Below are 12958 nucleotides of genomic sequence, written 5' to 3'. Positions count from 1 at the left end.
TTATCGCTCGGTTTTTTTATCTCTATACTTTACAAACAAACGCTGCCAATTCTGTAAAGCCCCTTCCATACCGTGGGTGAATAAATGCTGTATCAGCAAAACTTACTTTACCTTATCCATCATCTTCTTCGCTCTCTTCTCCTAACTTGTTACGAAAAGAAATTTTGCAACAAATAATTAACAATTCCGTTGAAAAATATTTATACTGGAACAATGCTTAAAAATGTGACGCAGATCTTACTAGGTGGTTATTTTTTATTACCTTAGTGGGATTTTTCAATACTGGCCTTAAATCAGGAAAAACAATGAAAGCTGTAAAAACGATTGATAGAAAACAAGTTAGACCCACAGATGCTTACATCGAAGATAATATGGAACCTAAAACAGTTGCATTCAGCACTATAACTGTTGTTCAGCAGATGATGGATGTTGATGCCAATATTGCAGGCAATGTTCACGGTGGCTCAATCATGAAGTTAGTGGATAACACCGCTTGTATGGTAGGAATGCGTCATACTGGCGGTAATGCCGTAACCGTCTCGTTGGATCGTCTAGACTTCCACTCTCCGGTATATGTAGGTGATATTCTTAGAATTAAAACTAGTGTTAACTTTGTTGGCTCAACTTCGATGGAAATTGGCGCTCGCATTGAAGCGGAGTCTGTATTAACAGGTGAAGTTCGCCATACTGCATCCGCTTACCTGACCTTTGTTTCTTTAGATCCGGAAGGAAAACCGCGTCAAATTCCACAGATCATTTGTGAAACAGATAGAGAGCGCGAACGCTTTGCCGCAGCCCTAAAACGTAAAGAAAAGCGTTCAGAAGCCAGAAAAGAAGTAAAAGAGCGCTCCCAGCAGAAACAATTACAAGCAAGCTAAAAGCAAATAACTTAAAGCTAACTGCTAAAAAGGTTAACGTTACGGTCAGGATCCACTCAACCTGAATAAACCTAGGTTTAACCTTTTTAAATAACCTCAGTTCGGAATAAGCAACGCTCTAAATAACTTAACAAGCTATTCAACACTACTTAACCTCAATTCTGATTAATGAAAGCGGAATTATATTCCAAATCATAAAATTATTTTTTTGGCTATACAGTGCTGCTAGTTTTGCGGAGTTCAAGGCGCGGAGTTCAAGGCGAATTATTGAAGCAATAACTGGTTATTGAGAGATAATTTAACGAAGAAACCCGCGAAAATAGCGGTGTTGTATCGCTTTGCTTATCCAGAACTGAGGTTATTTATTACATACCGACCTTATATACCGACTTTACTCTTTAAATAACCTTGATATAAAAACGTTAAAGCTTAAAATTGTCTTCAACATTTTTTAGTCGTATGTATTTTAGAAACCAGAGCACGGCAAAATAAAACAGGAAATAAATGTCACATCATATTGAAGATTTATTAGCGCAGTGGAGCAGATTCCCAAATGATAAATGGGTACTGGCAGTTATTACCAAAATCCAAGGCTCTTCTTATCGTAAAACCGGTGCAATGATGTTATTTCATTGGTTAGGAAAAAGTATTGGATTAGTCAGCGGTGGTTGTTTAGAAGGCGATTTACTGCGCCATGCACAGCGTGCTATTCAGCAAGATCAAGCGATTAATATCACCTATGATGCTAGTGATGAATCAGATGCAAGCTATCAACTTGGTTGTGGGGGTATTGTCGATTTATTATTAATACCGGTCACCGCTGAGAATAATTATCTACATTTACAGAGGTTAAAGGAGCAATTAACCTCAACTAATTGTGAGTACCACTTACCGTTAGTTGAATCAGGTACTCAAGCGTCATCTATCGTTGCGAATGTGCTGCCAATTAGCAATACAGCTGACTATGATTTTAGTAAAAGCACTTACAGTAACCCGAGTCAATCAGCAGCATTAACAATGCTTCAAATTCCTTGCCGAACACGTTTCCACCTCGCTATTTTTGGCGGTGGTTTAGATGCGCAACCGCTGGCAATGATGGCTATACAATTAGGCTGGAAAGTCACAGTATTTGATGAACGGTCTAGTTATGCACATCAACATCATTTTCCCAATGTCCATATTATTAAGCATCCCATCGCTCAATTAGATAATGAGAAGTTGTTAAATATTGATGCTGTTGTGGTCATGCAACACAATTTGACCTTGGATGCATTAGCATTAAAACTCATTAGTCAAAGCAACCAAGCTTATATCGCACTTCTTGGCCCGCACCATCGTCGCGATCAGGTTTTTAGTAAAGCTAATATTACCTTGGATGATTTTAAAGGTTTCTTTTCTGCACCCGCTGGGTTTGATATTGGTGGGGAACTGCCTGAGTCTATTGCCCTAAGTATCTTAGCCGAGTGTCATGCGGTTTTTCATAAAAAAATGCAACAAATAAAATCATAGCCATCATTCTGACGATAAATTTCATTGCTTAAATGACGACTGTTAATAAATAAACAGTGTGCAGTCTTTTAAATATAAGCCCAGTAATAAGCAGAACTATAAGGCAACCTGTGGATACGACAACAGTGAATACAATAGAGGAGCTTAAGGCTGCACCAAGAACATTAACTTTAGTGTTGTTAGCGGCGGGCAAGAGTAGTCGATTTAACGGCACTAAATTAGCGCAATCCATTACAGATTTAAATGCTGATGGACTGTTAGTGAAGCAACCCTTGTTATTGCACAGTCTAGATAAGTTAAGCCATGTTGCAGACTATTTAACCTCAAAGCATATAAGCAACAATGTTGTCGTTATATTAGGGACTCACCACAGTGAGTTGAGTCAATTGCTGCCAACATCTTGCGCTTATAGGATCAACAATAACAGCCTTGACGGTTTATCAACATCGGTTAAAGTCGGTGTTAAAGCCGCGCGTTCTGCTAATGCTAGTGGCTTGTTATTAGCACTTGGTGACCATATTGGAGTGACTTACACAGACTATATAACGTTAGCGGAGCATTGGTTAACAGAACAAAGCAATGTTTGTGCATCATACCAAGGTCAGTTAGGGGTTCCTGCTATCTTCACCAGTGAACAATTTGACGCGTTAACACAGCTTAAAGGCGACCAAGGTGCTAAGCCTGTTCTGCAACAATTAGCACAACAGAAGCAGTTAACTTGCTTAGCGTTACCCAACGCTATTAACGATATCGACACGCAAGATGATCTTCAACAATGGCAACAGCAGAAATTAGAAAGTTAGAGAGTTAGAGAGTTAAAATAAGCGAAATGGGTAGTAAGTATAAAAGAGATAAAAAAGCCCGAATCAATCGGGCATTTTTAATGTGACAAGCGATTATATTAATACCAATTCCTTAATTTAATGATCAAATATTACGCAGGAAAAAGGAGCAAGTTTAAGGTAAAATTTGCCGTAAATGGTTGCCCCCTTTACAAAAATTTTAACGCGAAAATAGTTCCTTTTAACCAGTACTATTGATCAGTTAGTTAGTGAAGTTGGTATAACTTAAGCTTTTGCTAGAGCACTTTTTAACTCACTTGGTCTCATTGGGATTTTACGTAAACGCACCCCCACTGCTTGATAAATTGCATTAGCAATCGCAGGTGCAACCGCAGTTACTGCTGGCTCACCTAATCCAGAAGGAGGCATTTTACTGGCAATAAACTCAACTTGAACGTCAGGCGTTTGGCCTAAACGTAAAGGTGTATAAGTATCAAAGTTAGAGTCTTTATACTGTCCATTAAGTAGCTCAGTCCCTTCATACAATGCCATCGATAAGCCCCATAGTGCAGCCCCCTGACATTGTGCTTCTGCACCATTTGGATCGACAATAATACCAGCATCAATCGCAACAACTAATTTCTGTACATTAACCAGACCATTGCTTTTATCGACATGAACTTGCACTGCACAGGATACCCATGTAGGCATATCGCGCTCTTGACCAAAAGTAGAAGCAATACCAAGCCCTGTATCTTCAGCTTGCTCAGTACCCCAACCAATCATTTCTGCCGCTTTTTTCAATACCGCTGCTTGACGTGCTGCACCACCTTCTGCAACTGGTGTAGTACCTGCATTTCGACCTTCTGCAATCAGCATATCAAGGCGGAACTGTACGGGATCTTTACCGGCATGATGCGCCGCTTCATCCATAAAGCTTTCCACTGCCCAACCTGTCCAACCCGGTCCAACTGAACGTAACCAGCCTGGTCTAAAAGTCGCCATCGCAAGGTCGTTAGAGACGGCACGTACTTTTTGTGCGCCAACGCTATACCAGTGATCAGCACCAGCAATGGCAAACGGGTCATAAACCTCGCCATTAACACCTTTAGGCATAAAACCAGGTGCTAATACCTGTGTCGGCCAACCTGCTGTTGCGTGATGTTCCATCGCAGTTACTGCTTTTTTATCATCAAAGGCCATTTTTAATTGTTGAACTGATGCTGAACGCGCGCTATCAAATTGCATATCTTGTGGACGCATCAACACCATTTTAACCGGCTTACCACCCAATGCTTTAGAAGTTAATGCCGCAGGAATAGTGTAATCACCATTTAGTCGACGGCCAAAACCACCACCTAACATATAAGTACGAATCACAATATTAGCGACATCTTCACCTAATGCAGTGGCTAATACTGGTAAAGTAAGGGACTGCCACTGGCAACCAGAATGTACTTCCCATATGCCATCTGAATTTTTAAATACCAAAGCATTCAAAGGTTCCATTTGCGCATGTAAGACGGTGCTAGTAATATATTCTTCAGAAATCGTGCTGCTCGCACTTTCAAATGCAGGTTCCGTTTTAACATTACCTGTATCTAAAATACCACCTTTGCTTGAGTCGCTTAGTAGTTTTTTACCATGCTCTATTATGTCAGCTTCAGACACATCAGTTGTTTTACCTGCATCCCATGTGACTTTAACCAGTTTTGAGGCTTTTTGCGCGCCAATAAAACTACTCGCAATCACCATCAACCATCCCGGTACGCTGCCACTTGCATCTTCTAATACGATGGTTTTTTGATAACCTTTGACAGCTTTTGCTGCTGAATCATCAAAACTAACTACTTTAGCGCCATAACGAGTCGGCGGTAAAATAGGGTTCGCATACACCATGCCATCAACTTTAGCGTCGATACCATAGATTGTTTTACCGTTGGTTTTATTGGCGACATCAAGCGACGTTACTTGTTGGCCAACTAATTTAAGATCTTGATTCGGTTTAAGGGGTAAGGTTTTTAACTCTTCTTCAGTAAACTTGCGTGTCAGTCCTAAGGTGACTAACTCACCGAAGGATAACTCACCTTTACTAGAGATGATCTTACCGTTTTTAGCTTCACAATCTTTTGTTGAAATGCCCCATTTTTTAGCCGCAGCTTCAATTAAAGCCGTACGCCCCGCGGCGCCCGCTTGACGGTAAACAGGCCAACTTTGTGAAATAGACCAACTCCCCCCCGTAACCATGTAACCCCAACGAGGATCACTATCAACATGAATAATTTCAACATCATTCCAATCAGCTTCTAGCTCATCAGCAAGAATACGCGCGATAGCCGTACCCACATGTTGGCCCATTTCTGAGCGCATAATATTCACTTTAATCTTGCCGGCAGTATCAATTGAATACCACAATGACGGCTCATAAATATCACCTTCACTAGGTAATACTTTACCGTCTGCACTAGCTGGGTCCATCGCAGCCATCAAATGACGTGGGAAACCAAAGCTGATACCCACAGCTGTCATACCAATTAAAAAACCACGACGGGTAATGCCCGGTGAACCACGTTTAGGTAATCTACTCATGATTGCACTCCTTTAATTTCAATAGCATTTGCAGCTTCATGAATGGCACTACGGATACGTACATAAGTCATACAGCGGCATAAGTTACCGCCCATTACCGCATCAATATCTTTATCTGTCGGTTTAGGAATATCTTTTAATAGTGCTGCGGCCTGCATGATTTGACCTGACTGACAGTAACCACATTGTGGCACTTGTAAGTTTTTCCATGAAACTTGTAATGGGTGGTCGTCTTTTTCTGACAATCCTTCAATCGTTGTTATTTCAGCACCTTCCACTGACGAAACCGGCGTAATACATGAACGTGTAGCACGTCCACCTACATGCACAGTACAAGCGCCACAGGTACCGATACCACAACCAAATTTAGTACCAGTCATATTAAGTTCGTCACGAATAACCCACAGTAAAGGAGTATCACTTTCTACATCGGCTGTCATCGACTCGCCGTTTAAAATAAATTTTGCCATTGTCACTTCTCCTGTGAATTATTGCTCAAATCGGGGTTGATTGCGGATTTCAGTTACTTTTTGTTGCAATTCAGGCCAAGGCTTTTGACCTGCCGATTGACGTAAGTAGGCAACGATTGCACTAATATCTTGATCACTTAATGCATCACGGAATCCAGGCATAACAACGCCACTAATACCTTGGTCACTGCGCACACCATCCAATATTACATTAACCAAATTGGTTGGTTGTTCAAGGTGAGTCGCTGACCCTAGTGTTAATAATGGACGACCTTTGACTAGTTCGTCACTGCTGTAATGGCAAGCTTGGCAAGCCGTTGCATATAATCTAGCGCCTTCGTCAATACGTAGGTCTGCTTGTGTATGTTGTGCTTTTATCGCTGCTTGTAAATTAGCATTAGCAGCAGGGTCATCACTTTCATTCGCGCCGCTATGATCAGCAAAATACAAACTAATCGCTTGCACATCATGCTCTGGTAATGCCGATAAACCTTTGTGCATGACCGGTGCCATTGGACCTGCAGCACTGCCATGATATGGAGAATTACCCGTGGTTAAGTATTCATAAAAATCTTGCGCACGCCAAGGGATGGGAGAAGTGCTTGTTGCCGTTAATGAAGGAGCTATCCAGCCATCAATATCCGCACCTTGATACATTTGGTCGTATTTTTCACCACCCAACGCATTACGTGGCGTATGACAGGCACCACAATGGGCAATACCTTCAGCCAAATAAGCACCGCGATTCCATTGCTCAGATTTATTATCATTAGTTTGGAATGACTGTGTATCTGCAAATAACAACTTCCAACCTGCTTGTAACCAACGAATATTAAGCGGAAATGGAATACCATTTTCTTTTTTAACTTGGTTAACAGCTGGCACTGACGTCATGATATAAGCGTAAACAGCACGAATATCCTCGTCGGTCATTTTATTAAAATGCTCAAAAGGAAACGCGGGTAATAAATGGTGCCCATCACGGCTCACACCGCTGCGCATAGCACGATTAAAAGCTTCTTCAGACCAGCTACCAATACCTGTTTCAACATCTGGTGTGATATTACTAGAATAAATCGTACCAAACTCGGTGTGCATTTCGTAGTTACCTGCGTAAGGTTTACCACCAGCGGGTGTATGGCATGTACTGCAATAACCGGCAGCTGCAAGTACTTTGCCTTGTTCAATAACTTGTTGGGAATAATCACTCTTAACTGGGGGGGTTATTGGATCAATAGAAGGGTTCCAAGCATAAAAGCTGAATAAACCAAGTCCAATAATTACTGCGCCAGATACGCCATAAACAATACGTTTTAGCATATTACATTGCCTTATTTAAAATATTTCGGGGGGGGGCAGAGAGTGAACTAACATTCCCTGTTTGACTTCGTATTACAGGTACTCTTTGTGAAAAAATGATTTACCATGACCTGAGACAATAAAACCTGTAATCGACGTTAATTTTAATGTGAATAAAATATGAAAGCAACCTTCAGAGACTACTAATCACTTAACAAGTTAACTGAAATGTGTATTGTATGTTTGAATATCTAATAAGAGTTAAAGACTTGACTGTGCAAGCCAGTAATGAATAACAAGCCAATAATATCCGTTATCATTTAGATGCAAAAATTAACCGGCCTCAATTTATAAGCAATGCCGTGGACATGTTCTCAGTATAACGTGAGAGGTAACCTTGAGAACTAACAAGATATTTGATGTATTAGGCTTTTCCAATATAAAGCGAGCCATCCATTAAATAACCCGCTTTGTATTCTATTTAACTCAGTATCTCTTTATTATGGTTGCTGCATGGTCGGGGCAAGTACCACTTCTCTTATGCACACTTGTTGAGGTTGTGCATAAACATACTCAACCGCTTGGGCAATATCATCAGGCATTAATACCCCTCCCATCTCCTCTTTCCATGCTTGATAGCCGCTTACAATATCGTTCGATGTTGTGTGTGACAGTAGCTCAGTTTCTACTGCACCTGGAGCAATAGTACATACTCGCACATTACTGCTTGCCACTTCTTCACGTACATTTTCAGTGATAGCGTGTACCGCAAATTTAGAACCACAATAAGCAGCATGATTAGGAAAAGTTTTACGACCAGCTACCGAGCTAATATTAATAATGGTTCCAGTTTTACGCGCTTTCATAGGTGCTAATACCGCTTGCATACCGTTCATCAGGCCAATCACGTTAACATCAAACATGGTTTTCCATTCTTCTGGATTCTGTACATCAAGCTCACTCAATAACATGACACCTGCATTATTCACGATACAATCAGTTGCGCCGTAAGTCGCTTCTGCTTTAGTGATTGCAGCGGTAAATGATGCTTTATCAGTCACATCTACTTGTTCGCATAGAGTATTAGGTAAGTTAAGTGCTTGTATACGCTCAATCCGACGTGCCAATAATAATAATGGATGGCCACTGTTACTTAGACGACGTGCAATCGCTTCGCCAATACCAGAACTCGCGCCAGTGATCACTATTAATTTTTTCATATTCAACTCCATTATTTTTTAAACCTGTGCAGCTAGTTTGCTGCAATGAAGGCATTATAAAAAACGAATCTGTGTTGATATATATGGCTGAAGTTAAAATACTGTTGTTATATGGCAACAATAAACCCATGATAGAGAAAAATTGTGTTCGTTTTTAAGCCTATATTCATTATTCATTATTCACTATTCACTATTCACTCAGCAGCAAAAACCATCAAGCAATGAGGGGAACGGATTCTAGCCGAATAAATGAAGGTGTTACGGGTATATAGCAGATGGGCTTGCTGAAGTTAGAATTACTGAAGGTAGAGTTACTGAAAGTAGAATCATTGAAGGTGTTGCTCGAAACGGTTTTTTATAAAATCGATAAATTCACGTAAGCGCTTAGGGCGATATTTGTCACTATGGTAAATAGCTGAAAATGCAACCACTGGTATATGCCACTCCGGTAATAACTCAATAAGTGTGCCCTTTTCTATTTCCGCCTCACAATACATTTTAGGTACTCTAATAATACCAGAGCCTGCCAATGCCCCCTGCAACAGTGCATGACCATTTTTACAAATTAACTGCCCTGTGATGTTGATATCACAATGTTGCTCTGGATTTGCTACGCGGTTAAAACTCCAACGCTTAACCGACCCTGTTAAACAGCGATGCAACATAAGTTCTTGTGGGTGGCTCGGGCTACCATAATTTTTTATGTATGCAGGACTTGCCAGCGTGACAATATGAATATCCATGAGTTTTTTGGCAACAAATCCCAGATCCTCAATATCCCCCATTCTAAACGCGATATCAAACTCATCATTGATTAAATCAACACGATGGCTACTAAAATCTAGTTCAACTTTTATTTGCGGATATAACACCATAAACTCGCTGATATACCGAGTAACAATTTCTTCACCAATGTATCCTCCGACGCAATTGATGCGAATAAGGCCACGAGTTTGTTGTGTATCGTCTACCGCCGCAATAAGTGCCTGATCAATATTTTGCAATGCACTTTCACATTGTTTAAATAATTGCTCACCGGCAAGGGTCAACTTAAGCGTACGCGTAGTTCGTGTCAGTAATTTAACCGATATTTTATTCTCCAATGCACTTATTTGACGTGACACATGAGAACGAGAAACCCCCAATGCTTCAGCAGCTTTAGTAAAGTTGCCCAACTGTGCAATAAGTACAAATGAGCGAATATCGGCAAGATTAATATTATTTAGCATAGTAAGCTCCAAACAAATGATATGTTCAAGTTATTCATCAACCTCAACTCGATATAAGCAAATCAGCACTGTAAATTTTAAAGCTTAACTTGTTAAAAACTCTTTCTTGAGGGATCTGTTGCTTCGCGAAACTCATCAGATAGTTCTGTTAATAACGTCTGGTCGGCGAGCCCTTCTGAACGAATAGCAAGCAACTGTGACCAAGCCCTTGAACGGCTATGCCCATCAAATAATACAGCCATCTTCTCATCTCTATTTTGCAACAACTTATAGATCAACAAATACTTGTTATGTGCACTTTCATCTTGCTTCGATATTAGCGCTTGTGATGCTTCTAAGACCAAGTTGCAATATTTTTCAATAGCAATCTCTTTAATAGATTTGAATACTTTCCAATCAGATTCTTTCAAATTACAGCTCCATATTATAAATATGATCCTTATGCTTATTCGATAATTGTACAGAATAAATTCACCCTAACAGTAAAAATCCAGAATAAAATAGCTGTAGGACGAGATTCTTTTGATCATTGGCCCGTCACTTTCTCAGACCAAGTATTTTGTGGTCGCTTCACGTCGTCGTCAACAACCATCCTTATTTAGTTGGTTCTCGTTATATTGGCGGCCACCAAAAGAACTAAAAAGATGAATAGTTTCCTTGAATTTATTTTTCTAATTGAAAAAGACCTAACAGATAGAAAGGTCTTTATAAGAAACGATACTTATCGCTAAATGAGGTTAATTACATATCCATAATGAAATTTACGATAGTAGTTAACGTAATTTACGACGGTTTCTACTAAGTCCAAAACCTACCAAACCCAATCCTAACAGAAGAAGCGTTTCAGGCTCAGGTACATTAGCTCCTGCCGAGTATTTTGTTAAGACTCGAATATAATCACCAGGGGTACTTGCTGTCCAATCAACGTTCACCGTTGAACCTATGAATGTTGCACTGTCACTATTTTCAAGACCACGTAGGGTCGGATTAAGATAAGTGACCGTATTATTCAATAAAAAGTCACTGCCATTTAAGTTGATCGTACTCGTAATGAGTGCAAGAATATCAGCATCAAAATTTACAAATCCAACTTGTGACCTGCTTTTATTAGGATCAAAGAATACATAGTGACTAGCAACCGTTGTCCCTGCTGATAACGTTCCTGCAAGGCCTCCTCCTATATCATCTACCGATAAGTTTGTACCCAGAGTAATATTTTGACCTTCGTTAAATGCATAAAGATTATTATTATTGAAAGTATTATTACCTACAGTATTACTCGGAGTGGATTGGTTAAAAGGAACACTAAGCTCAACAAAATTTCCAACACCAGAAGTTACGGCACCACTAGTAATGATTGCTTGAGCGCCAGAAGCAAGGCTGCAAAGAGCAGTAAACACAGTACAATTTTTAATTATATTTTTCATATTGACTCCATGTCATCATTGACGTTATGAATAAAATAAAACCGTTTTATTTAAACGACCTTATTTTAAATAAAGCATTTAAGGTGCCAATAAAAAACACATGCTAAATCAACATAATAAAAAATAAATAGATATCAAGTGTCAGAGCTATCGACAGTTGCCTAGCGGCTAAATGCCTCGTTGGTAATAGTTAGGATTAGTTTTTATGCTTAAAAGGCAAACAATCTAAACAATCGAGTAATCAGGATGAATTTATAAATTGCCCATGCCACTGAAGAACTCACTCTGTTTGCGGCGCAACTCAATAAACACATCACACACTTTAAAATACAGAAATCAATAGCTGCACTGCATTGGGTATTGGAGGTACATTTATACACAGAAAAAATGCCATTTAAAGTGATCAATGAAAGAGTCTATTTAACTCAATAGGCTCTTTTTCTTCTTTTACGTAATAACTTCACCCATTACGTAACTCACAACCATAAATAGCAAGCGAGAAACAACGATGCTAAATCTAACGTTTTGTAAGCCCTTTTTTATTCAAATATGGCAGGATATGTGGACGAGATTCTTTTGATAATTGCCCCGTCACTTGCTCAGACCAAGTACTCTGTTTTTGGTTACTCGAACGGCTTGCATAATAATCATGTATCACCTGATCATAATCTTTAATATCGCCCATATTCAGTGGCTGATATTTATTTTCATGCATAATTACATGAGCCGGTAAACGCGGCTTAATTTCAGGGTCTTGGGCTGGGTAACCTAAACACATGCCAAATAATACCGATGTATTTTGAGGTAATTCAAGCAATTCATCCACCAACTGTATTTGATTACGTAACCCACCAATATATACACCACCTAACCCTAATGATTCAGCGGCTAATAAACAGTTTTGAGCCATGATGCCACAATCCACTGCACCAATAAGCGTAAGCTCAGTAAAGTCAGCTTGTACATCAGGATTAATCGCCGCATGACGTTGATAGTCAATACAAAATACTAAAAATTCAGGCGCATTTTCAACATAGGGTTGATTACCTGCATACTCCGCTAGCAATTTACGTTTACTTTTACCCGTTACCCTAATGATAGAGACAACCTGTAGCATACTCGAAGAAGAAGCGGCTAATCCAGCTTGAATAATACTGTCGAGTTGGCTTTTCTGTATTGGCTGTTGCGTATATTGGCGAATCGAACGATGGTTTAACATCGTCTCAATGGTTTTGTTCATAAATCAGTAATCCTTGTCGCTATAATTGAAGTCATAATTGAAGCCATAATTGAAGTCATAATTGAAGCCATAATTGAAGCCATAATTGAAACCATAGTTATTATTATTATAATTATAAAATGCACCATAAGGTGTAATGCACTCTTAATAACCCGAATCAAAACATGGCAATGCAGAGAATGAAATAAAATAATACGGTGACTATTTCAAAGCAAGGTAGGCTTGTCAAATCAGTTCATTAATGGCACGTCATGTTCGCTTTAATGCCGCAAAATCGATTAGTTAATATGGAGGCTAATTGTTGATTAAATACCA

At 39.6% G+C, this 12958-nt stretch carries 11 protein-coding genes; 3 read left to right on the top strand and 8 right to left on the bottom strand.

Annotated features, from left to right (window positions below; genetic code table 11):
* Positions 1-305: 305 nt before the first annotated feature.
* The 3 genes from H592_RS0107590 to H592_RS0107580 all read left to right on the top strand — a co-directional run bounded on the left by H592_RS0107590 (position 306) and on the right by H592_RS0107580 (position 3190).
* A complete protein-coding gene (locus tag H592_RS0107590) occupies positions 306-878 on the top strand; it encodes an acyl-CoA thioesterase (RefSeq protein WP_211235641.1) in 573 nt (190 codons plus the stop codon).
* Between the two features lie 504 nt (positions 879-1382).
* Entirely contained in the window at positions 1383-2387 is a 1005-nt protein-coding gene (locus tag H592_RS0107585) for an XdhC family protein (protein WP_028868242.1), read from the top strand.
* A gap of 110 nt (positions 2388-2497) precedes the next feature.
* Positions 2498-3190: a nucleotidyltransferase family protein gene (locus H592_RS0107580; protein ID WP_028868241.1), complete on the top strand. Its 693-nt coding sequence runs from the start codon at positions 2498-2500 to the stop codon at positions 3188-3190.
* 264 nt (positions 3191-3454) lie between these two features.
* On the opposite strand, the gene H592_RS0107575 is transcribed toward H592_RS0107580, so the two are convergent.
* The 8 genes from H592_RS0107575 to nfsA form a co-directional block, all read right to left on the bottom strand.
* Entirely contained in the window at positions 3455-5758 is a 2304-nt protein-coding gene (locus H592_RS0107575; RefSeq protein WP_028868240.1) for a xanthine dehydrogenase family protein molybdopterin-binding subunit, read from the bottom strand.
* Positions 5755-6228, bottom strand: coding sequence for a (2Fe-2S)-binding protein (locus H592_RS0107570; RefSeq protein ID WP_028868239.1), 474 nt, complete (start codon positions 6226-6228; stop codon positions 5755-5757). The genes H592_RS0107575 and H592_RS0107570 overlap by 4 nt, the downstream gene beginning before the upstream one ends.
* Positions 6229-6246: 18 nt before the next feature.
* Positions 6247-7548: a cytochrome c gene (locus tag H592_RS0107565; protein WP_028868238.1), complete on the bottom strand. Its 1302-nt coding sequence runs from the start codon at positions 7546-7548 to the stop codon at positions 6247-6249.
* A 479-nt stretch (positions 7549-8027) separates the two neighbouring features.
* The gene (locus H592_RS0107560; protein WP_028868237.1) at positions 8028-8747 is read right to left on the bottom strand and encodes an SDR family oxidoreductase; all 720 of its coding nucleotides are present in this window, start codon (positions 8745-8747) and stop codon (positions 8028-8030) included.
* Between the two features lie 326 nt (positions 8748-9073).
* Positions 9074-9976 (bottom strand): LysR family transcriptional regulator, encoded by a 903-nt coding sequence (locus H592_RS0107555; RefSeq protein WP_028868236.1) that lies wholly within the window; start codon positions 9974-9976, stop codon positions 9074-9076.
* A gap of 92 nt (positions 9977-10068) precedes the next feature.
* Positions 10069-10386, bottom strand: coding sequence for a hypothetical protein (locus tag H592_RS0107550; protein ID WP_037071253.1), 318 nt, complete (start codon positions 10384-10386; stop codon positions 10069-10071).
* A gap of 363 nt (positions 10387-10749) precedes the next feature.
* Positions 10750-11403 (bottom strand): PEP-CTERM sorting domain-containing protein, encoded by a 654-nt coding sequence (locus H592_RS21745; RefSeq protein WP_051369076.1) that lies wholly within the window; start codon positions 11401-11403, stop codon positions 10750-10752.
* A gap of 517 nt (positions 11404-11920) precedes the next feature.
* Positions 11921-12643: an oxygen-insensitive NADPH nitroreductase gene (gene nfsA, locus H592_RS0107540; RefSeq protein WP_028868234.1), complete on the bottom strand. Its 723-nt coding sequence runs from the start codon at positions 12641-12643 to the stop codon at positions 11921-11923.
* Between the last annotated feature and the right edge of the window lie 315 nt (positions 12644-12958).

The organism is Psychromonas arctica DSM 14288, assembly GCF_000482725.1.
Taxonomy (GTDB): domain Bacteria; phylum Pseudomonadota; class Gammaproteobacteria; order Enterobacterales; family Psychromonadaceae; genus Psychromonas; species Psychromonas arctica.
Note: the sequence above shows the minus strand (reverse complement) of the source record. Positions and strands in the feature narration are given on the sequence as shown.

What these genes read in the sequence shown, in the direction of transcription:
- H592_RS0107565 (WP_028868238.1), bottom strand. Translation starts at nt 7,548, where the DNA reads ATGCTAAAACGTATTGTTTATGGCGTATCTGGCGCAGTAATTATTGGA.
- H592_RS0107570 (WP_028868239.1), bottom strand. Translation starts at nt 6,228, where the DNA reads ATGGCAAAATTTATTTTAAACGGCGAGTCGATGACAGCCGATGTAGAA.
- nfsA (WP_028868234.1), bottom strand. Translation starts at nt 12,643, where the DNA reads ATGAACAAAACCATTGAGACGATGTTAAACCATCGTTCGATTCGCCAA.
- H592_RS0107555 (WP_028868236.1), bottom strand. Translation starts at nt 9,976, where the DNA reads ATGCTAAATAATATTAATCTTGCCGATATTCGCTCATTTGTACTTATT.
- H592_RS0107575 (WP_028868240.1), bottom strand. Translation starts at nt 5,758, where the DNA reads ATGAGTAGATTACCTAAACGTGGTTCACCGGGCATTACCCGTCGTGGT.
- H592_RS0107560 (WP_028868237.1), bottom strand. Translation starts at nt 8,747, where the DNA reads ATGAAAAAATTAATAGTGATCACTGGCGCGAGTTCTGGTATTGGCGAA.
- H592_RS0107590 (WP_211235641.1), top strand. Translation starts at nt 306, where the DNA reads ATGAAAGCTGTAAAAACGATTGATAGAAAACAAGTTAGACCCACAGAT.
- H592_RS0107585 (WP_028868242.1), top strand. Translation starts at nt 1,383, where the DNA reads ATGTCACATCATATTGAAGATTTATTAGCGCAGTGGAGCAGATTCCCA.
- H592_RS21745 (WP_051369076.1), bottom strand. Translation starts at nt 11,403, where the DNA reads ATGAAAAATATAATTAAAAATTGTACTGTGTTTACTGCTCTTTGCAGC.